Source organism: Mesorhizobium sp. M0772, from assembly GCF_040320135.1.
In the GTDB taxonomy this organism is placed as follows: Bacteria; Pseudomonadota; Alphaproteobacteria; order Rhizobiales; family Rhizobiaceae; genus Mesorhizobium.
This window is the reverse complement of sequence record NZ_JAMYPB010000011.1, coordinates 89,875-116,044: the sequence shown is the minus strand read 5'-3', so window position 1 is coordinate 116,044 and position 26,170 is coordinate 89,875. Positions and strand designations below refer to the sequence as shown.

Annotated in this window: 29 protein-coding genes; 18 read left to right on the top strand and 11 right to left on the bottom strand. The window is 63.3% G+C overall.

Features of this window, described 5'->3' with window-relative positions; genetic code table 11:
* Positions 1-31: 31 nt before the first annotated feature.
* Entirely contained in the window at positions 32-880 is an 849-nt protein-coding gene (locus tag NKI06_RS10565) for an AraC family transcriptional regulator (RefSeq protein WP_352985180.1), read from the top strand.
* On the opposite strand, the gene NKI06_RS10560 is transcribed toward NKI06_RS10565, so the two are convergent.
* The 3 genes from NKI06_RS10560 to ygfZ all read right to left on the bottom strand — a co-directional run bounded on the left by NKI06_RS10560 (position 849) and on the right by ygfZ (position 4,547).
* Positions 849-2,981, bottom strand: a complete 2,133-nt coding sequence (locus tag NKI06_RS10560; RefSeq protein WP_023738577.1) for a putative bifunctional diguanylate cyclase/phosphodiesterase — start codon at positions 2,979-2,981, stop codon at positions 849-851. The two genes, NKI06_RS10565 and NKI06_RS10560, sit on opposite strands and share 32 nt — an antisense overlap.
* Before the next feature lie 67 nt (positions 2,982-3,048).
* Positions 3,049-3,687 carry an HD domain-containing protein gene (locus tag NKI06_RS10555; protein ID WP_352985177.1) on the bottom strand — a complete coding sequence of 213 codons (639 nt, stop codon included), beginning with the start codon at positions 3,685-3,687 and terminating at the stop codon, positions 3,049-3,051.
* Positions 3,687-4,547, bottom strand: coding sequence for a CAF17-like 4Fe-4S cluster assembly/insertion protein YgfZ (ygfZ, locus tag NKI06_RS10550; RefSeq protein ID WP_352985175.1), 861 nt, complete (start codon positions 4,545-4,547; stop codon positions 3,687-3,689). Before ygfZ ends, NKI06_RS10555 begins: the two co-directional genes overlap by 1 nt.
* An 82-nt stretch (positions 4,548-4,629) precedes the next feature.
* Between ygfZ and NKI06_RS10545 the strand changes: the two genes are divergently transcribed.
* The 3 genes from NKI06_RS10545 to NKI06_RS10535 all read left to right on the top strand — a co-directional run bounded on the left by NKI06_RS10545 (position 4,630) and on the right by NKI06_RS10535 (position 7,034).
* Complete coding sequence (locus NKI06_RS10545) at positions 4,630-5,961, top strand: dihydroorotase (RefSeq protein ID WP_352985173.1); 1,332 nt, start codon at positions 4,630-4,632, stop codon at positions 5,959-5,961.
* 54 nt (positions 5,962-6,015) lie between these two features.
* Positions 6,016-6,243 (top strand): hypothetical protein, encoded by a 228-nt coding sequence (locus NKI06_RS10540; RefSeq protein WP_027049982.1) that lies wholly within the window; start codon positions 6,016-6,018, stop codon positions 6,241-6,243.
* Positions 6,244-6,305: 62 nt separating this feature from the next.
* Entirely contained in the window at positions 6,306-7,034 is a 729-nt protein-coding gene (locus NKI06_RS10535; RefSeq protein ID WP_023684480.1) for a nucleotidyl transferase AbiEii/AbiGii toxin family protein, read from the top strand.
* Between the two features lie 21 nt (positions 7,035-7,055).
* Here the strand turns inward: NKI06_RS10535 and NKI06_RS10530 are convergent, their stop codons facing one another.
* The 4 genes from NKI06_RS10530 to NKI06_RS10515 all read right to left on the bottom strand — a co-directional run bounded on the left by NKI06_RS10530 (position 7,056) and on the right by NKI06_RS10515 (position 9,404).
* Complete coding sequence (locus tag NKI06_RS10530) at positions 7,056-7,859, bottom strand: hypothetical protein (RefSeq protein WP_352985171.1); 804 nt, start codon at positions 7,857-7,859, stop codon at positions 7,056-7,058.
* Between the two features lie 106 nt (positions 7,860-7,965).
* A complete protein-coding gene (locus NKI06_RS10525; protein WP_023673564.1) occupies positions 7,966-8,223 on the bottom strand; it encodes a hypothetical protein in 258 nt (85 codons plus the stop codon).
* A gap of 328 nt (positions 8,224-8,551) precedes the next feature.
* A complete protein-coding gene (locus tag NKI06_RS10520) occupies positions 8,552-8,929 on the bottom strand; it encodes a TIGR02301 family protein (protein ID WP_023684478.1) in 378 nt (125 codons plus the stop codon).
* Positions 8,930-8,996: 67 nt separating this feature from the next.
* Positions 8,997-9,404, bottom strand: coding sequence for an NUDIX hydrolase (locus NKI06_RS10515; RefSeq protein WP_031245137.1), 408 nt, complete (start codon positions 9,402-9,404; stop codon positions 8,997-8,999).
* Positions 9,405-9,527: 123 nt separating this feature from the next.
* Here NKI06_RS10515 and NKI06_RS10510 point away from each other — a divergent pair, with 123 nt between their 5' ends.
* The gene (locus NKI06_RS10510; protein WP_352985168.1) at positions 9,528-10,286 is read left to right on the top strand and encodes an SOS response-associated peptidase; all 759 of its coding nucleotides are present in this window, start codon (positions 9,528-9,530) and stop codon (positions 10,284-10,286) included.
* Positions 10,287-10,423: 137 nt separating this feature from the next.
* On the opposite strand, the gene NKI06_RS10505 is transcribed toward NKI06_RS10510, so the two are convergent.
* Positions 10,424-10,579, bottom strand: a complete 156-nt coding sequence (locus NKI06_RS10505; protein ID WP_023673568.1) for a hypothetical protein — start codon at positions 10,577-10,579, stop codon at positions 10,424-10,426.
* Between the two features lie 390 nt (positions 10,580-10,969).
* On the opposite strand from NKI06_RS10505, the gene cysS reads away from it, so the two are divergent.
* The 9 genes from cysS to NKI06_RS10460 all read left to right on the top strand — a co-directional run bounded on the left by cysS (position 10,970) and on the right by NKI06_RS10460 (position 18,995).
* Positions 10,970-12,403 carry a cysteine--tRNA ligase gene (cysS, locus tag NKI06_RS10500; protein ID WP_352985167.1) on the top strand — a complete coding sequence of 478 codons (1,434 nt, stop codon included), beginning with the start codon at positions 10,970-10,972 and terminating at the stop codon, positions 12,401-12,403.
* A 283-nt stretch (positions 12,404-12,686) separates the two neighbouring features.
* On the top strand, positions 12,687-13,091 hold the full coding sequence (locus NKI06_RS10495; protein WP_023742614.1) for an endonuclease domain-containing protein: 405 nt from the start codon (positions 12,687-12,689) through the stop codon (positions 13,089-13,091).
* Positions 13,088-13,474 carry a VOC family protein gene (locus NKI06_RS10490; RefSeq protein ID WP_352443830.1) on the top strand — a complete coding sequence of 129 codons (387 nt, stop codon included), beginning with the start codon at positions 13,088-13,090 and terminating at the stop codon, positions 13,472-13,474. The genes NKI06_RS10495 and NKI06_RS10490 overlap by 4 nt, the downstream gene beginning before the upstream one ends.
* Before the next feature lie 22 nt (positions 13,475-13,496).
* On the top strand, positions 13,497-13,988 hold the full coding sequence (locus tag NKI06_RS10485; protein WP_352841402.1) for a GFA family protein: 492 nt from the start codon (positions 13,497-13,499) through the stop codon (positions 13,986-13,988).
* The gene (locus NKI06_RS10480) at positions 13,985-14,461 is read left to right on the top strand and encodes a GFA family protein (RefSeq protein ID WP_023684470.1); all 477 of its coding nucleotides are present in this window, start codon (positions 13,985-13,987) and stop codon (positions 14,459-14,461) included. Before NKI06_RS10485 ends, NKI06_RS10480 begins: the two co-directional genes overlap by 4 nt.
* A gap of 8 nt (positions 14,462-14,469) precedes the next feature.
* On the top strand, positions 14,470-15,429 hold the full coding sequence (pip, locus tag NKI06_RS10475) for a prolyl aminopeptidase (RefSeq protein WP_352841401.1): 960 nt from the start codon (positions 14,470-14,472) through the stop codon (positions 15,427-15,429).
* 197 nt (positions 15,430-15,626) lie between these two features.
* Positions 15,627-17,243 (top strand): citramalate synthase, encoded by a 1,617-nt coding sequence (cimA, locus tag NKI06_RS10470; protein ID WP_352841417.1) that lies wholly within the window; start codon positions 15,627-15,629, stop codon positions 17,241-17,243.
* 138 nt (positions 17,244-17,381) lie between these two features.
* Entirely contained in the window at positions 17,382-18,311 is a 930-nt protein-coding gene (rarD, locus tag NKI06_RS10465) for an EamA family transporter RarD (RefSeq protein ID WP_352841415.1), read from the top strand.
* A gap of 6 nt (positions 18,312-18,317) precedes the next feature.
* Positions 18,318-18,995 carry a glutathione S-transferase family protein gene (locus tag NKI06_RS10460; protein ID WP_352841399.1) on the top strand — a complete coding sequence of 226 codons (678 nt, stop codon included), beginning with the start codon at positions 18,318-18,320 and terminating at the stop codon, positions 18,993-18,995.
* A 31-nt stretch (positions 18,996-19,026) separates the two neighbouring features.
* Here NKI06_RS10460 and NKI06_RS10455 read toward each other — a convergent pair whose 3' ends face one another.
* Positions 19,027-19,638, bottom strand: a complete 612-nt coding sequence (locus NKI06_RS10455; protein ID WP_023705376.1) for an LOG family protein — start codon at positions 19,636-19,638, stop codon at positions 19,027-19,029.
* Between the two features lie 125 nt (positions 19,639-19,763).
* Here NKI06_RS10455 and NKI06_RS10450 point away from each other — a divergent pair, with 125 nt between their 5' ends.
* From NKI06_RS10450 to NKI06_RS10435, 4 genes are all read left to right on the top strand, one after another.
* Entirely contained in the window at positions 19,764-21,413 is a 1,650-nt protein-coding gene (locus tag NKI06_RS10450) for a LysM peptidoglycan-binding domain-containing protein (protein ID WP_352985163.1), read from the top strand.
* Positions 21,414-21,643: 230 nt separating this feature from the next.
* A complete protein-coding gene (locus NKI06_RS10445; protein ID WP_023693986.1) occupies positions 21,644-21,979 on the top strand; it encodes an ArsR/SmtB family transcription factor in 336 nt (111 codons plus the stop codon).
* A 24-nt stretch (positions 21,980-22,003) separates the two neighbouring features.
* Complete coding sequence (locus tag NKI06_RS10440) at positions 22,004-23,884, top strand: ABCB family ABC transporter ATP-binding protein/permease (RefSeq protein WP_352985162.1); 1,881 nt, start codon at positions 22,004-22,006, stop codon at positions 23,882-23,884.
* 282 nt (positions 23,885-24,166) lie between these two features.
* On the top strand, positions 24,167-24,502 hold the full coding sequence (locus tag NKI06_RS10435; RefSeq protein WP_352985160.1) for an antibiotic biosynthesis monooxygenase family protein: 336 nt from the start codon (positions 24,167-24,169) through the stop codon (positions 24,500-24,502).
* On the opposite strand, the gene NKI06_RS10430 is transcribed toward NKI06_RS10435, so the two are convergent.
* Both NKI06_RS10430 and NKI06_RS10425 read right to left on the bottom strand, forming a co-directional pair.
* On the bottom strand, positions 24,481-25,353 hold the full coding sequence (locus NKI06_RS10430; RefSeq protein ID WP_023672698.1) for an SMP-30/gluconolactonase/LRE family protein: 873 nt from the start codon (positions 25,351-25,353) through the stop codon (positions 24,481-24,483). The genes NKI06_RS10435 and NKI06_RS10430 overlap by 22 nt on opposite strands.
* Positions 25,354-25,451: 98 nt before the next feature.
* Complete coding sequence (locus NKI06_RS10425) at positions 25,452-26,141, bottom strand: lysozyme inhibitor LprI family protein (protein WP_352985159.1); 690 nt, start codon at positions 26,139-26,141, stop codon at positions 25,452-25,454.
* Positions 26,142-26,170: the final 29 nt, after the last annotated feature.

The following is a 26,170-nucleotide window of genomic DNA, read 5'->3' as shown; positions in this document are numbered from 1 at the left end:
TGCGCCGGCAGCGTCTTGAACAGGATTGACCGTGTCTGGAATTCAACAGCCTCAGGAGACGACGCAGTTCTGGCGTCATCCGCGCTTTCGCGATCTTGGCATGCTCAAGGCGCGCTTCACGCGGCATCGCTACCAGCTGCACACGCACCCGACCTATGTCGTCGCCCTGATCACGCAAGGGTGCGAGCGGGTCCGCATCGGCAACGAGACTGTCCTCGCGCCGTCGGGCACGGTTCTGCTCGTCAATCCGGAGATATGGCATGACGGCGAGGCGGGTGCCGACCAGGGTTGGGCTTACCGCACCTTCTATCCGTCGGCCTCGCTCATGGGTGCGATCGCGGACGAACTCGGGCAGGATCGCCCGCCGTTGTTTTCGCAAGCGATCGTCGATGATGCCGATCTCGTCCAGGCAGTAGGCGTCGCGCACTTGGCTTCGACATCGGGTGATGCCACGAGCGCCGAAACATCCATGCTGATCGCCTTGCGCAAGCTCATCCTGCGCCATGGCGATTGGGGCGGCCGGCGGCGCGAGGCGGTCGAAAGCTTCGGATCGAAAAGCCGGCTCCGGGTCTATGAACAGGTCATCGAAGACCATCTGAACTCGGACCTCGATTTGCAGCGGCTCGCTGAAGCCGCAGGCGTGACGCGCTTTCAAGTTATCCGCGATTTCAGGAAAGTGCTGGGTCTCACCCCTGCTGCCTTCATCCGTGACCGCAGGCTGCGCCGTACCGATCTGCTGATCCGGCAAGGTTCAGATCTCGCCGGTGCCGCCTTTGCGGCCGGCTTCTCCGACCAAAGCCATCTCTCGCGCACCTTCCGCGCCGCGCATGGAATGACGCCGGGGATGTTCAGGCGCGCCGGGACGCTGCCCTCGTCTTGAGAAGTCGAGCCATGTCGGCGGCCTTTGACGGCATGCCGATCAGAAAGCCCTGCGCCTCGACGCAGCCAGCCTTGCGCAATATGTCGAGCTGCGCTTCGGTCTCGACGCCTTCGGCGGTGACAGTGATGCCAAGTTCGGCACCAAGCCCGATGATCGTGCGCACGATCGCCGCCGTGTCCTTGTTGTCGATATCGTGGATGAAGGAGCGGTCGATCTTGATCTTGTCGACGGGAAAACGCCTGAGATAGCCGAGCGACGAATAGCCGGTGCCGAAATCGTCGAGCGCGATGCGGATACCGAGTTCGCGCAGCTGTCTCAGCGTCTTCAGCACTGTCTCGCTCTCATCCATCAGCACGGTCTCGGTGATTTCCAGTTCGAGCCGGCTGGCCGGCACGCCGGAAACGGCCAGCGCCGAAATCACGCTGCGGGCAAAGTCGGCGCTTCTGATCTGCACTGCCGAGACATTGACGGCGATGCGCATTCCAGGCGGCCAGCCGGCGGCCACGCTGCAGGCCTGTTTCAGCGCCCATTCGCCCAGCGGAACGATCAGCCCGCTGTCTTCGGCGGCTGCGATGAAATCGTCGGGCGCCACCAGGCCGCGCGTCGGTGAATTCCACCGCATCAACGCTTCGGCGCCGACGATCTTGCCCGACGCGATGTTGGTGATCGGCTGGAACTCCAGCACGAACTCCCGCCGTTTCAGTGCCGTCTCGAGATCGGTTTCGAGCGCCAGGCGCGCCCGCACCAAGGCATCCATGCCGGGCTCGAAAAAGCGGTAGACGTTGCGGCCTTCGCTCTTGCCGCTGTAAAGCGCCATGTCGGCGTTCTTCAAAAGCGTGTCGGCGTCCTTGCCGTCACCGGGATACAGCGCGATGCCAAGGCTGATGCCGACATGCATGTCGCGGCCCTTGTCGCGAAACGGCTGGCTGACGACAGCGACGATGCGTTTTGCCAGTTGTTCCGCATCGGTGGCGCCTTTGGGATTGAACTGCAGGATGGCGAACTCGTCGCCACCGAGGCGGGCGACCACATCGGTGTCGCTGCGCAGGCTGTGCCGCAACCGCTCCGCCACGCATTTCAGCAGCCAGTCACCGGCCGGGTGTCCCCAGGTGTCGTTAACGGCCTTGAAGCGATCGAGGTCGAGCGAGAAGATCGCCAACGGTGTATCGCCGGCCATCGCCTGGTCGAGCCGTTCGCGAAACATCGAGCGGTTGGGCAGGTCGGTCAGCGTGTCGTAATGGGCAAGGTGGCTCATGCGCTCTTCGGCGCGCCGGCGCTCGGTGATGTCTTCGAAGGTCGCCACCCAGCCGCCACCGGCAAGCGGCCGGCGCGCAACCAGCAGCGTTCGGCCATCGGCAAGGCTGCGGTCTGTCGAACGCTCCTCACCGGCCTGCAGGCTGGCTCTGGTGTTGGCGATCTCGCCGTCAATGTCCATCGACGGATAGATGCGCAGTCGCACCATCTGTTCGAGCAGGGCGCGCTGGCTCATGCCGAGCGGGAAGTCGTCAGGCGTGACCTTGTAGAGGTCGAGGAAGCGCTGGTTGCGCACGATCAGCGTGCCTTCGGCGTCGTACATCAACAGGCCTTGCGACATGTTGGCGAGCGCCGCATCGAAGCGGCGGTGCTGCTCCTTCAGTTCCTGCTCGGCCCGCCTTTGCTCCGTAATGTCCTCATAGATCGACACCCAGCCGCCTGAGGCCAGCGGCCGGTGCGTGATGGAAACGATACGTCCGTCCGACAGTATTTCCTCGTAGGTCGAGGCTTGCGCGCGCTCGATATAGGGCTTGCGGATGGCATACAGGTCTTCGGCGCTCTGTGAGGCGACACCGATGTCGACGCTGTGCTTTAGAATGTCCAGGAACGCGATGCCGGGCCGCACGATCTTCGCGTCGAGGGAGAAGATGCTGATATAGTTGCCGTTGCAGATGATCATCCGCTCGTCGGCGTCGAACATGCACAGCCCGTGCGACATATTCTCGACGGCCGCCGAAAAGCGCTCGTTCTGGTGGCGCAGTTCGTCGGCGATCTGCCGTGGCGCGGCGACGCCTCCGGCTCCCCGTCTGCTGACGGGCGAACCACCCTTGACGTGCGCAACGGACATGAGGCGTGCCTGCTGACCGTGATCGAAACCCGGTACTGTGGTTACCGCTGGTTAATTTAGCGTATGTTCACTGCGCCGAATGCACGGCAACCGTTGCCTGGCGTTCCTTTTCAAGCGTTGCGTAGCGTTTGAGGAAGGCAGCTTGCGCGGAGGTCACCGAGTGCGGCGTAAAGTCGAAGCGGTCGGCATTGAAGCCGCGCGGCCGGCCGAAGAACTCGGTTGCTTCTGCGGTCGAGAAACCGGCAAGCAGCGTCGCCTCGTAATAGGCGGCGATCTGGTCGGCGCGCTTGATCTCCTTGCGCAAGCCGACGCCGAGTTCGGGCGGCAGGGAAAAGCGCTGATGGATGGCGCGCTGGAGGCGCAGCTCGCACTCCTTGTAGGAGCCGCCCATCACCGATTTGAACGGCGAGATCATGTCGCCGATGACATATTCCGGCGCGTCATGCAGCAGTGCTGCCAGCCGCGCATTGGCCGAGGCGTCCGGCTGCAACTCGCTGAATAGCGCCTCGACCAGCAGCGAATGCTGGGCGACCGAAAAGGCGTGATCGCCGCGGGTCTGGCCGTTCCAGCGGGCGACGCGGGCAAGCCCGTGGGCGATGTCGGAGATTTCGATGTCGAGCGGCGAGGGGTCGAGCAGGTCGAGCCGCCGTCCCGACAGCATGCGCTGCCACGCGCGGGGTGGCGCTCCGACGCGATCGGCAGCCATCAGGCATCCTCCGCGCCGATGGCTTCCCTGGGAAAGCTGAACTGCGCCCAGGCCGGGATGGCGAGCGAGACGGTGACATCACCGGCCAGTACCGGCTGGCCAGCGTCGAGCGCCGCCTTGACCCGGTCGATGCGGGCAATGGCGAGTCCGGCCGTGCCCGCGCTGGAACCGAGCGTGCCGACCGGCCGCCCCGCAACCGTCAGCTCCGTGCCGGGCGCGGGCAAGGCACGGTCGGCCGAAACGATCAGCACGCGCCGCCTGGCGGTGCCGCGATGCTGCATGCGCGAGACCACTTCCTGGCCGACATAGCAGCCTTTCTTGAAGCCGACGCCGCCGGTCTCGTCGAGCAGCACGTCGTGAGGGAAGGCATCGCCGAGCTGATAATCGGAACCGCTTTCGGCAATGCCGTTGGCGATGCGGAGCGTCTGCCATGCAGCCGGATCGCCACCTACGGATGCGCCGCCATAGGAGCGGCTCACAGCCACCTCGCGGAAGCGGGCATCGGCAAGTACCGTTGAATCAGACTGTGAAGCGCTTGAATCATCGCCCCACCCAACCGTCACAAGCACTTGATCCTGCCTGGCAATCTCGGCCTTGGCGCGCAGCTTGTAAAGCATCAGCCGGCGCAGGAAATCGTCTGCGATGTCGGCACGGCAATCCAGCCGGAATGCGTTCTCGCCGCTACGCGAGATCAGGAAATCGAACAGGATCTTGCCTTGCGGCGAAAGCAGCGCACCTGGCTTTGCCGCGTCGACGGCCAGCGTGTCGAGGTCGGTGGTGAGGATATTCTGCAAAAAATGCTCGGCATCCGGGCCTGACACGGAAATGAGGGCGCGGTCTTTGAACAGGGCAAAAGGCATGGGCGGCAAAGAACCTGATCTTGCAAAACAGTCTGCCTTTACGTAAGCCGACGATACTCCCCCCGCAAGAGACCGAACGCCCATGGCCACCACCTACGACCTCATCCTGACAGGCGGCACGGTGGTCAACCATGATGGCGAGGGCGCGCGCGATGTCGGCGTCAAGGGTGGTCGCATCGTCGCAATGGGCGATCTTCGCCAAGCTTCGGCCGGCGAAGCGATCGACTGTCGCGGGCTGCACGTCCTGCCCGGCGTCGTTGACAGCCAGGTGCATTTTCGCGAGCCGGGGCTGGAGCACAAGGAAGATCTCGAGAGTGGATCTCGCGCCGCTGTTCTGGGCGGGGTCACCGCCGTCTTCGAAATGCCCAACACCAATCCGCTGACCACCAGCGAGGCGGCGCTTGCCGACAAGGTGCGCCGCGCCACCAGCCGGATGCATTGCGACTTCGCCTTCTGGGTTGGCGGCACGCGCGAGAATGCCGATGATCTCGGTGAGCTCGAGCGGCTGCCGGGTGCTGCCGGGATAAAGGTGTTCATGGGCTCGTCCACCGGCGACCTGCTAGTCGAGGACGACGAGGGTGTCGCATCGATCCTGCGCAACACCCGCCGCCGCGCCGCCTTTCACTCGGAGGACGAGTTCCGGCTGCGCGAGCGCCTCGGCTTGCGCGTCGAGGGCGACCCGTCCTCACACCCCGTCTGGCGCGACGAGATCGCGGCCTTGCGCTGCACCGAGCGGCTGGTGCGCATCGCGCGCAGCACCCGCGCCCGCATCCATGTCCTGCACATCTCCACTGCCGAAGAGATCGTGTTCCTCGAACAGCACAAGGATGTCGCCACCTGCGAGGCGACGCCGCACCATTTGACGCTCACCGCCGACGACTATGCGCGGCTGGGCACGCTGATCCAGATGAATCCGCCGGTTCGCGCGGCCCGCCATCGCGACGGCGTCTGGCACGGCATTGCGCAAGGCATCGTCGATGTGCTCGGCTCCGACCACGCCCCCCACACGCTGGCCGAAAAGGCAAAGCCCTATCCGGCCTCACCGTCGGGGATGACCGGGGTGCAGACGCTGGTGCCGATCATGCTCGACCACGTCAATTCAGGCCGGCTGACCCTGCAGCGCTTCGTCGACCTCTCCAGCCATGGCCCACAGCGCATCTTCGGCATGGCCAGGAAAGGCCGCATCGCCGCCGGCTACGATGCCGATTTCACCATTGTCGACCTCCAGCGGCGCGAGACCATCACCAATGCGCAAGCCGGCTCCAGGGCCGGCTGGACGCCCTATGACGGCAAGGAAGTCACCGGCTGGCCGATCGGCACCATCGTGCGCGGCCGTCGCGTGATGTGGGAAGGCGAGATCGTCACGCCCGGGCAGGGCAGGCCGGTAGAGTTTTCCGAGGCGCTGCCGGCTTAGCGGTTTCTTGCTGCGTTGGATTTTTTAAGCGCTATCCACTACGTTAAGGGCATTATGAACGCAGATATCGCGCCCATGATTGTCCCTGCCGAGTTTCCGGAGCTCCAGGCGCTCGCCTGGAACCGCGATGCGGCACGCCCGATTCCGGCCGAAGAGGCATTTGCGCTGTATGAGCGTAATTGGCGGTTTGTCGATCAAAAGCGTCTTACTGTGCGTGAGAAGATGCTTATCCAAAGTTTGGCAGACAAATTCGGTCACGGCGTGCTCTTGACCGCCGGCTGATTTCCCTCACCTGATCGTTCCTCGCAGCCGGAATATCAACAGGACACACCGCGAGCGTCATGATGGAATTCAAGAGGCCCGAGCACCAGATCATTGCCGAAGCGCTCGGGTTGATGGATCGCCATTTCCTGACCGCAAACCAGTGCTGGTTCGGCGGTGGCACTGCGATCGTTATGAAATTCGGGGAATATCGCCGCTCACTGGATGTGGACTTCCTGTGTGCCGACAGTGATGGCTATCGCGAATTGCGGACCTCCGCAGCCGAACGTGGCGTCAGAGCATTCTTTCCTGAGCCGGTCGAGGCTGTTCGGGACTTCCAGATCGATCAATATGGCTTGCGGACGATCGTGCGGTTGAAAGGCCAAACGATCAAGTTTGAAGTCATACGCGAAGGCCGCATAAAACTGCGAGGCCATTTCGACGACGATCTGAATGTATCCGCCCTGGTCCCGGCGGATATGTTTGCCGAGAAGTTGCTGGCGAACGCGGATCGATGTCAGGACCGTGCAATTGCATATCGCGATGCCATCGATCTTGGAGTGCTGGTTGGCATCTATAAGGAAATCCCGAGCGACGCTGTTGGCAAGGCGAAGGCGGCCTATGGCGTGGATATCGAGCGCAAGGTGGCTTGGGTGGTAAACAGGCTGCGGGACAAGGAAGAATTGCGGCATGCCGCCGAGGTGCTGCAAATGGATCCCAACGCGGCGGTCGAAGCGATTTCGGCCCTTCGAAATGAAGGTATCCGCATATGGCCTGACACAGGCCTCGAGCTTTCTAGCCCTAGCCAGTAGCCATCCCTGGGGAATCGCCGTTCAATCCCCGGCGACGAAGAATGTCCACTGCCCGGCCGGCGTGATGCCGACGCGGTAGAAGATGTAGCCGCCGAACTGCTTCATGTCGTCATAGTCGCCGGCGGTGACGATCTTGAACAGTTCGACCCGCTGCCTGGCGTTGAGCTTGTCCAGCGGCAGGGCGAAGAAATATGGCCAGACATAGAGTTCCTGCGGTGTGCCGACGTCTACATGGACATAGCCGGCATTGAGCACCTCTTCCAGGATAGCGAGGATTTCCTGACCTTCCTTGTCGCCCGATAGCCCTTTCAGGAAGGCGATCGGGTCGCCCTCGATTTCGCCCAGCGACAATTGGGTCATGGTGTCGCCCTTGCCGATCAGCGGCCGCAGCTTCTCGATGTCGCCGCTTACGCAGGCCTCGACCATCAGATCGCGCATGCGCCTGACGGGCTCGGGCAATTTGGAAAGGTCATAGACGACTTCGGGCACCGGCGCTTCTGGATCGGCACGCGGGTTGGCCACGCCGCCATCGTTGGCGGGGGCTTCCGGTTGGCTTTGTTCGGGCTCCGTGGGCGATTTCGGCTGGCTGGCGGCCGGTGGCGCCGTGCCGGGCAGATCGGGCATTGGCACTGAATTTTCAGACGGCGCCGTCTCACCATTGGCTGGTGGCCCGGCAGGAGCTGGAAGCTCCTCGCGCTTGATCTCGCTCAGCGCATAGGCAGGGTTGCTGGTCAGGACAAGCGCCAGCGGAACCGCGGCGCAGGAAGCGGCAAGCCAGATGCTGAGGACCACGCCGCGAGGCCGGCCTGACATCGAAAAATTCACCGCTTGCCTCTCCTCGGGCCTAGGCTCTTCAGGCATGATGCCCAAACGACTCGCCGTCGTCAAAGAACCGGTAAGCTGGCAGTGCACCCTCTGAGACGCGCGACGCCTAGTGCCGAAACCGCTCCGGCTCGAAGGCGCCGGCGATCACCTTTTCACGCATGCGATCGAGCAGGGCAAGGGCCGAGGTTTCGCCATTGGCTCGCAGCATCTCGCCGAACGCGGTTTCAAGCGCTGCCTCGGCGATGATTTCAGGTTCTATGCCGGCCGACAGACCTTCCGCCCAGGCCTCGCTATGGCTTTCCACCGCGGTCAGGCGCTTTTCTTCCCTGACCAGCGCGTCGATGTCGTTGACGCCATGTTCCATTTGCGATGTCCACCTTTTCAAGCGGCGGTCCGACGGGTCGGATCCGGCTTGGGCTGCCCCTATCTCACGCAGGCTAAGTAAGTATCTGTAAATACGACATTTTTTTGATCGTCTTTACAAATTTCGTCGCCTGCGTTCGGTCCGATTCAAACTTAGCCGATTAGACCGGTGAGCGGGATGAAAACCTTCAGTTTGAGTTAATTCCGCATTCGCGCGCTAACGTTTCGTTAATACTGTTGCGCAAGTGCAACACCAAGATTGCATCAACGTGCCGTGGATACAAGGCGGATGCTCGAAAAGGCGTTGGCTAAACGCCGTCTGGCACGCGTCAGTTGCCGTAACGCGAGGCGATGTCGCGCGACAGCGTCTCGCCTTCCTTCATGTAGCGGCTGATGGCTTCGGTCGCTGACGGCGTGCATTGGGTATAGGTGCCGCCGAAGGAACGGTAACCGCGGTTGAAGCTGGCGATGAAGCGGGCACGCCGCTCCGGATCGGGATTTTCCGAATCGATCAGCTTTTCCATCTCGGTGCGCCACTGGTCGCCCTTTTCGCCGCACAGATTGCGCAGGAAATGCAGCGACCCCAGCACCTCGGCCAGTCGCATCAGCCCGGGCTCGAACGGCGACTCGGCGGCCAGCGCCGGCTGCACGCCAACAGCCGTGGCGGCGGCGAGGCATGCGGCAAGGAACAGCGAGGTGCGGGTCATAAGTCTATCTGGCGAAACATTTTGTCGCCTGCAAGGCGATTCACGGAGGGGCGGATACCGGTTTGCTTCAGGCCAAAAGCTCTTCAGCCACCTCCACGACGTCACCCGCGAGCGGCAGCGTCGCCATTTCATCAAGACTATAGAAGGCGGCGGTCTCGGCATCGTCGCTGGCCGTCGCTTCGCCGCCGGCATAAACGGCGCCGAACACGGTCAGCAGATAGTCGACCGGGTGATTCTCGCCGCTGCCGTCGATGTGGATGTCGCGAAGCGGACGATAGTCCTGCGCCCGCAGCCCGGTTTCCTCCAGCAATTCGCGCGACGCTGCTTCTTGCAGCGTCTCGCCGGGCTCGACCTTGCCGCCGGGAAAGGCATAAAGCCCCTGCGACGGCGGCCGCGCCCGCTTGACCAGCAGCACCGTCCTGCCGCGCACGACGGCGACCGAGACTGCGGGAAGTGTCTTGCGCTGCTCGTTCATCGATATCGATCCGCTTATGTGAGGCCCACCCTGTGGACCGGCTGGCAGCGAGCAGCTTTAGCGGTTGCGCAGCGCCGGTTCCATCGCCACGTTCGCGATCGGATCAATTCATCGAGCTTGCCAATGTGCGGACGCTTTGCCCTGACCGCGACGCCCGACCAGACCGCCGCCTTGCTCGGCCTGGCGGAGCTGGAGGATTTTCCGGCCCGCTACAACATCGCGCCGACGCAGCCGGTGCTGATGGCGCTGTCGGGGCCGCCGCGCATGCCGGGCTCGAAGTTCCCGGATCGCCAGGCGATGCTGGTGCGCTGGGGGCTGATCCCCACCTGGGTCAAGGACACCAGGGAATTTCCGCTGCTCATCAACGCGCGTTCGGAAGGCGCCATTGAAAAAGCCTCGTTCAAAGCCGCCATGCGCCATCGCCGTGCCTTGGTGCCGGCCTCCGGCTTCTATGAGTGGCAGCAATCCGGCAGCGGCAAGAAGGGCCAGCCCTACTGGATACGGCCGCGGCATGGCGGGTTGATCGCCTTTGCCGGGCTGATTGAAACCTATGCCGAGCCGGGCGGTTCGGAAATGGACACCGGCGCCATTCTTACCGTCAACGCCAATGCCAGCATCGCCCATATCCATGACCGGATGCCGGTGGTGATCGCGCCGGAAGATTTCGCCCGCTGGCTGGACTGCCGCACGCTCGAACCGCGCGTCGTGGCCGACCTGCTCAAACCCGCGCTGCCCGATTTCTTCGAGGCAATTCCGGTCTCCGACCTCGTCAACAAGGTCGCCAACACCGGGCCGGAGATACAGGACATGGGCATCGTCGAGCCCGGCAAGGTCAGGCGCCAGAAGCCCGGCGCGGACGACAGTCAGATGACGCTGTTTTAGAGCGCGTTCCCAAGAAGCCAGGTCCGGTCTTCGGGAAGAACCTGCTCAATAGGAAGAGCTGTTGTTTCAGGCGCGCTATAGGCGCCTCAGCCTTCCGTTCCGGCGCACGCCTTGTCGGCGGCCGGCACGATGCCTGTTCAGGCAGCGCGGGGCGAAGTGATTTTCGGCGCCGGCTTTTTATTCTTCGCGGTGTGGAGAAGGGCGGCGACGATCGCGGCCGGGCCGATCGCACGGTAGTGGTTGGCGAGCGCCGGTTGCTTGGCGCGGCTCGATTCCTGCTTGGTTCGTGACATCGATCTCTTCCCTGTAACATTTCCGTGTCTGCGTTTGCCGGCCGAATCTGACCGAATCGTGACCTATGGTGAACTAGCCGGCGAATGTTTCATGACTGTGCCGACATGTTTAATAAAATGTTTCAGCGGCTCCTGACCTATGAACCAGCGATGCTTTTGCCGGAAGTTGCGACTTGACGGCAACACCGGCCAAGGCGATAAAGCCGCCGATGAAAACGTTTTTCGCCATTTGTGGCATTTGCATTATTGGCTAGCTTCGCGCTGGTCCGGACGTTTTCGCCTCATCTTTCCCCAGAGTGGACAAACGCCCCGGCCAGCAGGCTGGAGCCCGATTTGTGCCTTGGCACAGGTAAGGCTCTCTCCAGAACTTAACGGACCGGAAGGGCACGCATGTCTGACGCATCGAAGGGTCTCAGCCTCTACAACACGCTAACGCGGACGAAGGACGTGTTCGTCCCGATCGACCCGTCGAATGTGCGCATGTATGTCTGCGGCCCAACCGTCTACGACTTTGCCCATATCGGCAATGCGCGTCCGGCGATCGTCTTCGACGTGCTGTTCCGTTTGCTGCGTCACCTCTATGGCGAGGCTGGTGTCACGTATGTGCGCAACATCACAGATGTCGACGACAAGATAAACGCCCGTGCGCTGCGCGATTTCGGCGCCGAGATCGCGTCGGGAAGCCTGACGCTCAACGAGGCGATCCGCCGCGTTACCGAAAAAACCGCCGACCAGTACCACAAGGATGTCGCCGCACTCGGCTGCTTGCCGCCGACGGTCGAGCCGCGCGCCACCGAGTTCGTCGCGCGCCGCGCCGACGGCAAGGTTGACATGATCACCCTTATCGAACGTTTGATCGAACGCGGCCACGCCTATGTCGCCGCCGGCGAAGTGCTGTTCGACACCGCCTCGATGCCGGATTATGGCGAGCTGTCGAAGCGCAATCTCGACGAACAGCAGGCCGGTGCGCGAATTGCCGTCGACGCTCACAAGAGGAGCCCGGGGAATTTCGTGCTGTGGAAATTGTCGTCACCGGAGGAGCCCGGCTGGGACAGCCCATGGGGCAGGGGCCGGCCCGGTTGGCATATCGAGTGCTCGGCCATGTCGGCCGCCTATCTCGGCGACGTCTTCGACATCCATGGCGGCGGCCTCGACCTGATCTTCCCGCACCATGAGAACGAGATCGCCCAGTCGCGTTGCGCCCACGGCACCGACGTCATGGCCAATGTCTGGATGCACAACGGCTTCCTGCAGGTCGAGGGCCAGAAAATGTCGAAGAGCGTCGGCAATTTCTACGCGATCGCCGAACTGCTGGAGACCGACACTTTCGGCGGCCGCAAATGGCCGGGCGAGGTGCTGCGGCTGGCGATGCTGATGACGCATTACCGCGAGCCGATCGACTTTTCCGTACGCAAGCTGGAAGAGGCCGAGAATACGCTACGCAAATGGAAGCGCGCCGCCGATCTCGCCCCGTCGGCAGGGCAAGTTCCGGCGGAGGTTGTGGCGGCGCTGTCTGACGACCTCGCCACCTATGCCGCCTTCCAGCAGCTCACGCAGCTTGTCGGTGAGGCCGCGGAGGGCAACGAAGCGGCCGCATCGCTGAAGGCATCGCTGTTGTTCCTCGGCTTCGATATCGGCGCGGCCGCCGTGGATGAGGACAGCGTTGCCAAGTCGATCGCGCAGCGCCTGGAGTTCATCGCCGCCAAAAACTGGGCCGAGGCCGACCGCATCCGCGACGAGCTTCTGGAGCAAGGCGTGCAGCTGAAGGACGGCAAGGATCCTGTCACCAACGAACGCGTGACGACGTGGGAGGTGAAGCGGTGAGGGTGGCGCGAGACACCGTTGTAAGATTGGCGAAGGCGGCAGCGACAGCCAATCTCCCCCCTTGCGGGGGAGATGTCCGGCAGGACAGAGGGGGGTGTGAAGGAACGCCAGCGTTCCTTCTTGCCCACTTTCATTTCGGCCACTTTCTGAGAACGCAATGGCTGCCGGTTGAGACGCTGGCGGGACAGCACCCCCCTCTGTCCTGCCGGACATCTCCCCCGCAAGGGGGGAGATCAGCTCTCGCCTCGGTTTTCGCTAATCGCCAGCGCGGAGTGGCCTGAGCATGGGTCACGACCTCGTTCCATCGCGTCAGCGCAAGAATGCAAAGTCCATGCGTCGCGTCATGACCGATGCCGAGCTGAAACTGTGGAATGAGTTGCGGGCTCACCGGCTGATGGGGATGAGCTTTCGCCGACAGGTACCGATTGGACCCTACATTGTCGACTTCGCCTGTTCGGCCCACCACCTCGTAGTCGAGGTTGATGGCAGTCAGCATGCCGACGTAGAAGATGCAGAACGCGACAAGGCACGCAGCGCTCAATTGAGTGCCAGTGGCTGGACCATCCTGCGCTTCTGGAACGACGACGTCATCCGCGATATCGACAATGCCTGCCAGCACATCGTCATCGGGGCCGGCTTGGCCGGCGCCGACGTGCCGGCGCCAGCAAGGGAGGAGCTTGTTGCATGATCGACCATCTCGGCATCAATGTCGCCGACTTCGACGCGTCGAAAGCCTTTTATGACCAGGCGATAGCGCCGCTTGGCGCCTCGCTGATCTACATGGTGCCACTGGAATATACCGGCGGCGCCAAGGTCGGTGGCTATGGCCGCGACCGGCCGGTGTTCTGGCTGCAGGCCAGCGATGACAGGCCGAGGACCCATCAGCACGTCGCCTTCACCGCGCGCAGCCGCGCCGAGGTCGACGCCTTCCATGCCGCGGCGCTCGCCGCCGGCGGCAAGGACAATGGCGGGCCGGGGCTGCGCCCGCATTATCACCCGGACTATTACGGCGCCTTCGTCTTGGATCCCGACGGCAACAATGTCGAGGCCGTCTGCCATGCGCCCGAATGACTATGAAACGGAGTGAGACGCCATGAGCCTCGACAACCGGCCGATCTACACCGGCGGCTGCCAGTGCGGCGCGGTGCGCTTTCGCGTCGAGGGTGCGCTGGGTGACGCCTCGATCTGCCATTGCCGCATGTGCCAGAAGGCGTTCGGCTCATTTTACGCACCCCTGGTCTCGGTGCGTGGCGCCAAACTCGACTGGACGCGCGGCGAACCGAAATATTTCGCCTCGTCCAGCCATGTCGATCGTGGCTTTTGCGCGAATTGCGGCACGCCGCTGACCTTTACCGCGCCCGACGGCATCGGCCTCGCCATCGGCGCCTTCGACGATCCGGCTGATATCGTGCCGCTGATCCAGTGGGGCACCGAGGCAAAACTGCCTTATGTCGACACCCTTCCGCAATTGCCGGGCGAGGACACGATGGCCGACATGTCGTCGGCGCCTTATCTTGCCGAGCTTGTCTCCTACCAGCATCCCGATCATGACACCGAACAATGGCCGCCAGAGGAAAAGTTATGACCGATGAAGTTCGAACCGGCGGCTGCCAGTGCGGCGCCGTGCGTTTCCGCATCAAGGGCAAGCTTGGCCGGGCGTCCATCTGCCATTGCCGCATGTGCCAGAAACAGTTCGGGTCGTTTTTCGGCGCCCTGGTGACAGTGCCCAAGGATGGCGTCGAATGGGTGCGCGAGGAGCCGACCTACTTCCAGTCGTCGGTCAACATCGATCGCGGCTTCTGTGCCCGCTGCGGTACACCGCTGACCTATCGCCAACCTGGCGCACTGGAGATCGCCATCGGCGCCTTCGACGACCGCTCCGATCTGGCGCCGCAGATCCAGGTCAACTACGCGGTCCGATTGCCTTGGGTGGAAACGATCTTCGACCAGCCCGTGCATCAGGATCCGGATTTCTACTCCCGCCAGGAGCAGATCATCTCGTTCCAGCATCCCGACCACGAAACCACGGACTGGCCCGCGCACGGCCTGAAGATATGAGCAATGAAATGAACAGTGAACTTCGTACTCTTTATCCCGAGATCGAGGCCTTCGAGTCCGGCATGCTCGATGTCGGCGACGGCCATCATATCTATTGGGAGCGCTCCGGAACCAGGGGCGCCAAGCCGGCCGTGTTCCTGCATGGCGGTCCTGGCGGCGGCTTCTCGCCAAAACATCGGCAATTGTTCGACCCGAAGCTTTACGACGTCATCCTGTTCGACCAGCGCGGCTGCGGGAAATCGACACCCAATGCCTCGCTCGAGGCCAACACCACCTGGCACCTGGTTTCCGACATCGAGCGGCTGCGTGAGATGTGCGGCTTCGAAAAATGGCTGGTGTTCGGCGGCTCGTGGGGCTCGACGCTGGCGCTGGCCTATGCCGAGACGCATCCTAATCGCGTCAGCGAGCTTGTCGTGCGCGGTATCTACACGCTGACCCGCGCCGAACTCGAATGGTACTATCAGTTCGGCGTCTCCGAAATGTTTCCCGACAAATGGGAGCGTTTCCAGGCGCCGATCCCTGAAGCCGAGCGCGGCGACATGATGGCCGCCTACCGCAAACGGCTTGTTGGCTCCGACCGCAATGCGCAGATGGAAGCTGCCCTTGCCTGGAGCCTGTGGGAAGGTGAGACGATCACGCTACTACCGGAGCCGGAGACCAGCGACAAGTTCGGCGAGGACGACTTCGCCATCGCCTTTGCCCGCATCGAGAACCACTATTTCGTCCACGCCGGCTGGCTGGAGGCGGGGCAGCTTCTGCGCGATGCCCATAAGCTCGCGGATATTCCCGGCACAATCGTCCACGGCCGCTACGACATGCCGTGCCCGGCGCGCTATGCCTGGGCCCTGCACAAGGCCTGGCCGAAGGCGGATTTCCACCTCATCGAAGGCGCCGGCCATGCCTATTCGGAGCCGGGGATTCTGGATCGGCTGATACGCGCGACGGATGGGTTTGCGGGGAAGAAATAGTTGATGCACGGCGTCCCGTCACACCCCCCTCTGGCCTGCCGGCCATCTCCCCCGCAAGGGGGGAGATTGGTTTTCGCCGCCGTTTTCGCCAATCGGCGACGTTGCAAGAGCAGCACCGTCGGCAAAGCTGCTGATCTCCCCCCTTGCGGGGGAGATGTCCGGCAGGACAGAGGGGGGTGCTCAAGCGCCTTGCCATCATGACAAAACAACGCCTCTATCTCTTCGACACAACCCTCCGCGACGGCCAGCAGACGCCGGGCATCGATTTTTCCGTCGAGGACAAGATCGCGATTGCCAAGCTGCTCGACGAGTTCGGCATCGACTATGTCGAAGGCGGCTATCCCGGCGCCAATCCGACCGACACCGCCTTCTTCCTGCAGAAGCGCACGGCTAAGGCAAAGTTCGTCGCCTTCGGCATGACCAAGCGGGCAGGCGTGTCGGCGTCCAACGACCCCGGGCTGGCGGCGCTCGTGCAGTCCAAGTCCGACGCCATCTGCTTCGTCGCCAAGAGCTGGGACTATCATGTCCGCGTTGCGCTCGGCTGCACCAATGAGGAAAACCTCGACTCGATCAACGCGTCGGTCGAAGCAGCTGTTGCCGCCGGCAAGGAAGCGATGGTCGATTGCGAGCATTTCTTCGACGGCTTCAAGGCCAATCCCGACTATGCGCTGGCCTGCGCCAGGACCGCCTATGATGCCGGCGCGCGCTGGGTGGTGTTGTGCGACACCAATGGCGGCACGCAGCCCTCGGAAGTGCGCGCCATCGTCGACAAGGTCATTGTTTCAGGCATTCCGGGCGGCCATCTCGGCATCCATGCCCATGACGACACCGGCCAGGCGGTGGCCAATTCGCTCGCCGCCGTCGAGGCCGGCGTGCGCCAGATCCAAGGCACGCTGAACGGTATCGGCGAGCGCTGCGGCAACGCCAATCTGGTCTCGATCGTGCCGACGCTGGCGCTGAAGCCGGCTTTCGCCGATCGCTTCGAAACTGGCATCTCGGTTGAAGCGTTGACCGGTATTTCACGGCTTTCCCGCGCCTTCGACGAATTGCTGAACCGCGCTCCGGAAGCGCAGGCGCCCTATGTCGGCGCCTCAGCCTTCGCCACCAAGGCCGGCATCCATGCCTCCGCACTGGCCAAGGAGCCGGCGACCTATGAACATGTGCCGCCCGAGGCGGTAGGCAACCGCCGCCGCGTTATGGTTTCGGACCAGGGCGGCAAGGCCAATTTCCTCGCCGAGCTGAAGCGGCGCGGCATCGATGTGCCCAGAGACGACCATCGTCTCGATGAGCTGATCTCGGTGGTCAAGGAGCGCGAGGCCGAGGGCTACGCCTATGAGGGGGCCGATGCCTCCTTCGAGCTGTTGGCGCGCAAAATGCTGCACGGCCTGCCGGAGTTCTTCAACGTCACTTCGTTCCGCTGCATGGTCGAGCGCCGCTTCGATGCCAACGGCCAGTTGAAGACGGTCTCCGAAGCCATCGTCAAGGTGATGGTCGAGGGCGAGGAGAAGATGTCGGTGGCCGAAGGCCACGGCCCGGTCAACGCGCTCGACATCGCGTTGCGCAAGGACCTCGGCAAATTCCAGAGCGAGATCGCCGACATGGAGCTCGCCGATTTCAAGGTGCGTATCCTCAATGGCGGCACCGAGGCGATCACCCGCGTCCTGATCGAATCGCATGACGGCACCGGCGCCCGCTGGTGGACGGTCGGCGTATCCGAAAACATCATCGATGCGTCCTTCCAGGCGCTGATGGATTCGATCGTCTACAAGCTGATGAAGAACCGCGACATGGCGGGATTGGTCGCGGCGGAGTAAGCTTGCAGGACTTGGGTTCCTCGCCCCCCGAAGTGGGGCGAGGAACTGGCCGCGCCCCTTGAACCATCAGCGGAAGTCCATTGATCCATCATAATTTTGCGATGGTTTTGGATGGCCCACTGGGCCATAGCGTTTGCCATGGCCAGCGACACGATCCAGCCCGACGCCGACTCCAAAGCCCGCAGCGGCTTTCTCCTCGCGCTCGGCGCTTATCTCTTGTGGGGGCTGTTGCCCTTCTACATGAAGGCGGTCGCGCATTTGCCGCTGATCGAGGTGATCGCCCACCGCATTATCTGGTCGGTGCCGATTGCCGCCGCGGTGCTGGTCTGGGCCGGTCGGACCGCCGATTTCAAGGCGGCAATCCGCTCACCACGCAGCATCGCCATGGCGGCGTTGACGGCGACCCTGATCTCCGTCAATTGGGCCATCTATGTCTGGGCGATCTCGGTCGACCGCACCGTCGAGACCGCGCTCGGATATTACATCAACCCATTAGTTAGCATCGTCGTCGGCGCGTTGTTGCTCGGCGAGAAGCTCGACCGGCTGCAGATCGCGGCCGTGTTGCTGGCGGCGGTCGCAGTTGCCGTTCTGACCGTCGATGCCGGCAAATTGCCTTGGGTGTCGTTGGCGCTGGCGTTTTCCTTCGCTGCCTATGGGTTCTTCCGCAAGACGCTGCCGATCGGCCCGAGCCAGGGCTTTCTGCTCGAAGTGCTTTTGCTGTCGGTGCCGGCGCTTGCCTACATCGTCTTCCTGGTCGTCAACGGCCAGGACCATTTCATCTCCAGCAACGGCACCGATATGGCTTTGCTCATCGGCTGCGGCCCAGTCACCTCGGTGCCGCTGCTTCTGTTCGCCTTCGGCGCCAAGCTTCTGCGCCTCTCCACCATCGGCATCATGCAGTACATTGCACCGACCATGGTGTTCCTGATCGCCGTGCTGATTTTCGACGAGCCGTTCGGCACCACGCAAGCAATTGCCTTCGCGCTGATCTGGGCGGCATTGGCGATGTATTCCTGGTCGATGTTTCGTGGCCGTGAAATCCGCCCGGTGGCGTTGGCCCCGAAGTAGGGAGCCTTGCATATCGCCAACAAGAACTATTCGTCATGGTCGCTGCGGCCATGGTTGCTGATGCGCACCCTCGACATTCCGTTCGAGGAGCAATTGACGCCGTTTCCGACCGGGCCTAGTTTCGATCTCTACCGGGCGTTCTCGCCCAGCGGGCGCGTGCCTTGCCTGGTGGATGACGGCTGGGCTGTCTGGGATTCGCTGGCTATTGCCGAGTATCTCGCCGAGCGCCACCATGGTGTGTGGCCTGCCGAGGCCAAGGCGCGAGCCTGGGCGCGCTCGGCCGCCGCCGAAATGCATTCTGGTTTCACGGCCTTGCGCGGCGCATGCCCGATGAATTGCGGCTTGCGGGTAAAACCGTTGCCGATGTCGGACGCGCTTAAGCAGGATCTGTTCCGTTTGGGCGATCTCTGGAACGATGGCCTTGCCCGGTTCGGCGGGCCGTTCCTTGCCGGCGGCCATTTCACCGCAGTCGATGCCTTCTTCGCCCCGGTGGCGTTCCGCGTCCAGTCCTATGGATTGTCTTTCGAAGGTGCTGCTGCCGCCTATCCCGCGCAATTGCTCGGCCTGCCGGCGATGCAGGACTGGTATGCGGCGGGTCTCGCCGAGACCTGGCGGGAGCCGGACCATGAAGCGGAGGTCGCTGCCTCCGGCACTATCGTCGAGGATCTTCGCGCTACGGCGTGATGGGCAGCGGGGCCTCTCTCACTATTCACTATCACATCTTATCAATCACCGACTGCACGCCTTCCGTCGGGGCATCGACCGACGACCCCGCCACCATGATGGCGGCGACGATTGCCTCGGGGTCTTCGACCACCAGCGGCCTGACCCGCTGTGCGGTGTGGATGAAGCCTTCGCTGGCCATATGGTCGAGCAGCGCCAGCATCGGATCCCAGAACCCTTGAACGTTGGCGAAGACGATCGGCTTGCGGTGATGGCCGAGCTGGCCCCAGGTCATGATCTCGACGATTTCCTCGACCGTGCCGATGCCGCCGGGCAGCGCCACAAAGGCGTCGGATTTCTCGAACATCTTGTGCTTGCGCTCGTGCATGTTGTCGGTGATCAGCAACTCGTCGAGCCGGTCAAGCGCGGTTTCGGTCGCCTCCTTGTTGATGAGGAAGCGCGGAATGATGCCCGTTACCTTGCCGCCGGCCTTGAGCGCGCCTTCGGCGACTGCGCCCATAATGCCTTTGGTGCCGCCGCCATAGACCAGCCGCAGGCCGGCTTTGGCGAGCGAGCGGCCAAGCAGGTGCCCGGCCTTGGCATAGATTTCATCGCGGCCCGGAGACGAGCCGCAATAGACGCAGACGGATCGAATCGTGTTCATTCGTGATTGGTGATTGGGTCTGAATGCGGGGTCAAGCCCCAAGGGCTGACAAGCCCGGGCTTTTTCTTGTCGGTGCCGGCAAAACACGCTAGACCGGCTTCAGGTGGCTAAGGGGTAGGGGAAATATGGCTGTTAATCCATTGAAGGCGTTTCTGTTCGCGGCGGGTGGGACCGTCGCGGTCGTCGGAACCGCCTATGTATCGGGCGCACTCGACCCGTATCTGAATCCCACGCCGCCTGCGGCGATTGCATCGCTGACGCCGCCGGCTGAAAAGCCGGCCGATCCGGGGACCGAGGGAAGGCTGCCGCCGGCGCCCGCCGCGCCCACCGATGCCAAGGCTCCCGCAGCACCCGCGCCTGCCGACGCAACGGCTCCCGCGACCGAAGCTGCGGCTCCGGCGGCACCTGCCGCGCCCGCTGCTGCCCCAACAACCCCAGCGCCGGCCGCGGCCGGCCCGGTTGCGCCGAGCTTCGACGTCGTGCGCGTCGAAAGCAACGGCTCGATCGTCGTTGCCGGCAATGCTGCGCCCAATTCGAAGATCGAGATCCTCAACGGCTCCTCGGTGCTTGGCTCGACTGTCGCCGGTCCGGACGGCGCCTTCGTCATCGTTCTCGACGATCCGCTGAAGCCCGGCGACTATACGATTGCGTTGCGCGCGACGGCCGGCGATGTGGTTACCCCTTCCGTGCAGACCGCCGTCGTTTCGGTTCCCAAGGACGCCGCCGGCCAGGTGCTGGCGATGGTCGAGGAACCCGGCAAGCCGGCCGAGCTGCTTAGCGTCCCGGCGCCTGAGACCAAGCCCGCGGCACCGGCCGCCGGCGATCAGGCCGCTGCCCCGGCCGCTGAGGTGCCTGCTACGGCTGCGCCTGCCGTGGCCACGGCAGCGCCTGCCGCTCCCGCTGAAACAGCACCTGCTGCTCCGGCTGTGGAAGCCGCAACTGCCCCTCCAGCGCCAGCAGTACCTGCAGCGCCGCCGGCGGCAGGCGTGGCTGCACCCAAGATCGTCGTCGAGGCGGTCGAGATCGACGGCAACAAGATCTTCGTCGCCGGTCTGGCTGACGCCGGCCGCAAGGTGCGCGCCTATGCCAATGATATCCTGCTTGGCGATGCGGTGACCTCGCCCGACGGTCATTTCCTGGTCGAGGCGACGCGCGACATCCCGGTCGGCAGCTACACCATCCATGTCGACGGTCTCGACGCCGACGGCGTGAAGGTCGTGGCCCGCGCCGCCGTGCCGTTCGAGCGCGAACCCGGCGAAGCGATCGCCGCCGTGGCGCCCGCGGAGGCCAAGCCCACCGAGACCAAGCCCGCCGAAGCAAACCCTGCTGAGCCGGCCGCACCGGCTGCTGCCGAAGCACCGGCCGCTCCGAAGCCTGCGGCGCCAGCCACTATCGCGGCTGCCCCTGCGAAGCCCGCACCGGCTGCTGCCGCATCCGCACCAGCCGCACCGGCAGCGCCCGCCGCTGAGGCTCCAGCCGTCGTCGCGGCGGCAACGCCCGACCTGCCCGAGACGGTGGCGCCAAAGCTCGAACATGCAGACGGCGCGGTCATCATCCGCAGGCACGACACGCTGTGGCGGATCTCACGGCGCGTCTACGGTCACGGTGTGCGCTTCTCGACCATTTATCTCGCCAACCAGGACCAGATCAGCGATCCCGACCGCATCTGGCCGGGGCAGGTGTTCAAGGTTCCGGAAAAGTCCAAGGAAGGCGAAGCCGCCGACCTCAAGGCGATGGGCGAGCAGGTGACAACGGCGCCGGTGAAGACGCAGTAGCGGCCGAGCGCTTGATCTCCTCCCTTGAGGGGGAGATGGCCGGCAGGCCAGAGGGGGTCGCCGCGCATAGAACGCCGACCTTCTCTTTGCTGCAAACGACGTTGCATCAGGACGTACCGACCCCCTCTGTCGCCTTCGGCGACATCTCCCCCTCGAGGGGGGAGATTAGGTCGCTCTACCCATCGGGTTAGCTTGCCACGCACCCGTTCATCGTCTATCGCCGATGAACGATGGCAGACTCGCTCACTGAACCAGACCACGCAAACTGCGCACCGCCCCAAAGCCGCGCCGTTGCCGCGAGCTTCGCCGCACTCTCGCACCCGGCGCGCATCGAGATCCTTAGACATCTCTCGGCCAGCAATTCCTGCTGCTGCCGCGAGGTGGTCGATCATCTCGATCTGGCGCAGTCCACCGTGTCCCAGCATCTGAAGATCCTGGTCGAAGCCGGGCTGGTCCGCTTCGAGCCCGACCGCCAGCGCTCGCGCTATCAACTCGACCGCGCCGCGCTCGCCGACGTTTCCGCATCGCTGACCGCACTCGTCAATTCCTGCTGCTCCGGCCGCTGATTTCTCACCCAAAAGGCAAGACAAGTGGCAGAAAAAACCGTTTCCGATAGCTCGACCTTCAGCACCTTGCGCAATCTGTGGCCCTATATGTGGCCGGCCGACCGCGCCGATCTCAGGGCACGCGTCACCTGGGCAACGCTGCTTCTGGTCGTTGCCAAGCTGACACTGGTTGCCGGGCCGTACTTCTTCAAATGGGCGACCGATTCTCTGGCCGGTGACGCCAAATCGCCGCCGCCGCTGCCGTCCTTCCTGCTGGCGCCGGTGATGCTGGTCGTCGCCTACAATGTCGTGCGGCTGGTGCAACTCGGCTTCAACCAGCTGCGCGATGCGCTGTTTGCCCGTGTTGGCCAGTATGCGGTGCGCCAGCTTGCGTTCCGCACCTTCGTTCACATGCACCAGTTGTCGCTGCGCTTTCACCTCGAGCGCCGCACCGGCGGCCTGTCGCGCATCATCGAGCGCGGCACCAAGGGCATCGAGACGATCGTGCGCTTCATCATGCTGAACACGGCGCCGACCATCCTCGAATTCGCGCTGACCACCGGCATCTTCGCCTACACTTATGGCTGGAAATATGTGGTCGTGGTGGCGGCCACGGTGTGGCTCTACGTCTGGTTCACGGTGCGCGCCAGCGACTGGCGCATCTCGATCCGCCGCGACATGAACGACAGCGACACCGATGCCAACACCAAGGCGATCGACTCGCTGCTCAACTACGAGACCGTCAAATACTTCAACAACGAGGGTATGGAGGCTGAGCGCTTCGACCGTTCGATGGCGCGCTATGAAATGGCGGCGACCAGGATATGGACCTCGCTCGGCTGGCTGAATTTCGGCCAGGGCATCATCTTCGGTCTCGGCACCGTCATCGTCATGTGCATGTCGGCGCTGGAGGTGCAGGCCGGCACGCAGACGGTCGGCGATTTCGTCTTCATCAACGCCATGCTGATGCAGCTTTCGGTGCCGCTCAATTTCATCGGCTTCATCTACCGCGAAATCCGCCAGGGGCTGACCGACATCGAGCAGATGTTCGACCTGCTCGATGTGCCGCAGGAAATCACCGACAAGCCGGATGCCAAGCCGCTCACTGTTACAGCCGGCAAGGTCGAGTTCCGCGACGTGCACTTCGCCTACGACCCCAGCCGCAAGATTCTGAAGGGCGTCTCCTTCGAAGTTCCGGCCGGCAAGACGGTGGCCATCGTGGGCCCGTCCGGCGCCGGCAAGTCGACGATTTCGCGGCTCTTGTTCCGCTTCTACGACGTCCAGGGCGGTCAGGTGCTGATCGACGGCCAGGATGTCCGTGATGTGACGCAGGCGAGCCTGCGCGGCGCCATCGGCATGGTGCCGCAGGACACCGTGCTGTTCAACGACACCATCGCCTATAACATCCGTTACGGCCGCATCGGCGCCAGCGAAGAGGATATGCAGAAAGCCGCCGAGCTTGCCCAGATCGGCCCGTTCATCGAACGCCTCCCCGATGGCTATCGCTCGATGGTCGGCGAGCGCGGGCTAAAACTGTCGGGCGGCGAAAAGCAGCGCGTGGCGATCGCCCGCACCATCCTGAAGGCGCCGCCGATCCTGATGCTCGACGAGGCGACCTCGGCGCTGGACAGCCACACCGAACAGGAGATCCAGGCCGCCCTCGACCTGGTCAGCAAGGGCCGCACCACCATCGTCATTGCGCATAGGTTGTCGACGGTGATCACCGCCGACGAGATCATCGTGCTCAAGGACGGCGAGATCGCCGAACGCGGCACCCATGCCGAGCTGATGCGCCAACACGGCCTCTACGCCTCGATGTGGGACCGCCAGCGCGAAGCGACGGAAGCCGAGGAGAGGCTGCGCATTGCCAGGGAGAGCGATGAGCTGGGTGTGGTTGTGCGCAGAAGGACTTCGGAGGTGAACTAGGCGGCGAGCGCCAATCTCCCCTCTTGAGGGGGAGATGTCGCCGAAGGCGACAGAGGGGGTCACCGCGCGTGGAGCGCTAACCTTCATCGGTCGCAAGGGGGCCCATCCAGTCGACCGACCCCCTCTGGCCTGCCGGCCATCTCCCCCTCAAGGGGGGAGATACGCAGCGTCGTCGCCATCATCACCACCGAAAATTTCCCCTTGACCTCAACCTAAGTTGAGATCGCAAACCCGTTCCTGAGCCACCGAACCCAAGTCGTTCAAGAACGGAGACAGATTCAAATGGATAAACTTGCCGAGGCAGCCGTGTTCAGGGTCGACAAATTCGTCGTTCCTGCCGAGGCCCGCGAAGAAATCCTCAGCAAAGTTCGAGCGACTCATGAATTGCTGCGTCTGCAGCAGGGCTTCGTCCAGGATTTCGTGCTCGAGCAATTTTCGGGACCGGGCGAATTCAACCTCGTCACCATTGTCGAATGGGAAAACCAGGCGGCCGTCGACAATGTCGTGCCGATCGTCAAGGCGGCCCACGAGCGGGCGGGCTTCAACCCGCAGGAGACCATCGCCCGGCTGGGCGTGAAGGCCGATATCGCCAACTATCAGCGTCTGCCTGAACTATAGCCGGGCCAGCCCGTGCCAGGTGCTGGCGCCTCGACGCTCAGCACCTGGCCGGTGCGGGCATCGCTGATCATGTTCTCGAAACCACGCCATTCGGCGGCGACGATGAACAGTGTCGTGCCATCCGGCCCGCCCAGCATGCAGGCAAAGCAGCCGCGATCGGCATCGACTGTCTGCAAGACCTCGCCACCTTCGCGCACCCGCACACAGCGCTTGTTGGGAACATCCGCATACCAGGCAGTTCCTTCGGCATCGAGGCAGACGCCGTCGGGAAAGCCATCGAGATCGGCCCAGACCCGGCGGTTGGAAAGCCCGCCATCCTCCGCGATATCGAAGGCGGTCAGCCGGTTGGCATGCGACTCCGCCACGATCAGTGTCCTGTTGTCCGGCGTCACCGCCATGCCGTTGGCGAAAGCGATGTTCTCGGCCACTTGTCGAACCGAGCCGTCCGGCGTGATCAGCACGATGGTGCCCGGCCCGAAATGCTCGCCCGCAGCCGGCGCCGGCCCGCCGCCATTGACATAGATGTTGCCGCGCCCGTCGACGACGATCTCGTTCCACGGGCTTTTCGACAGCGTCCGAAGATCGGCATGGGTGACGAGGCTTCCATCCGCCTCCTGCCGCAACAGAAGCCCTTCCTGGCCCGAGACGATCAGCAGCCGCCCATCCGGCAACCAGTCGATGGAATAGGGCAGGATGGCCGGTATTTTGAGCATGATCTCGCTGTTGCCATCGGCATCGATGGCGACGATCTCGCCGGTGCCCCAGTTGCAGACCCACAGGCGTCCGTTATGCCAGCGCGGCGATTCCCCGAAAGCGAGGCCGGTGGCAACAAGACGCGTTTGGTTCTGCATTTGGGGAAACTCCTTGTTGGGAGCGCAATCATGGCAAGGGCCATGATCGGCGCTGTCTCACCAAGGACGGGCGAGGGGGTGGTTCCCCGACAGCGGGTTTACTGTTTTTCGGTCAGGAAGAACGTGCCATCGGCATGGCCGTTGGCGCCGCATGACGGCGGCTCCGTTCTGTCATCCTTGCCGGTGCCGCTCTGCTCGACGACAAGCGCATCGCCATCGCGGCGAAAGGTGAAGACAAAACCGGTTGGGTTGTCGTTGTCGTCGGTGTCGACCAGTCGCAGAGTGTTGCGCTTCTCGACCGTGCCGTCGATCTCGCATGACCCACTTCCCGAGACTGGATTGGAAACGACCTCTTCCGAGATCTCGACCTTGCCTCCGCCAACAGCCTTGATGTCGACGCTACCGCGCACGCTGCTCCATGTGCCGATCAAGCCGCCATCGGCCGGCTTACGGATGCCGCCCAGGAAGGTCGCGCGGTCATGCAGGAATTCGCCGAGATCGAATGTCTGCTGGTCCTTGGGCGTGTTCTCGTTGAAACCGGCGATCTGATCGCGATAGGCGATGAAATCGCTTTGGTCGTCCCGCAGCGCCTTGCCGGCATGAGCATCGAGCCTCTTCAGCAGCGCGGCATAATTCTTCTCGACCTCGGCATCGGCCTGCGCCAGGGTCGGATCGGCGCATATGGCCTTTTCCGCCACGCTGGCGGCCTTGGCGCAATCGAAGGATGGCTTGCCTTGCGCCGCTGCGTGGTCGCTCGCTGCCAGGAATACGGTCAAAACGGCACCCATGGCTGCCAATCGTATGGCAACAAGGTACG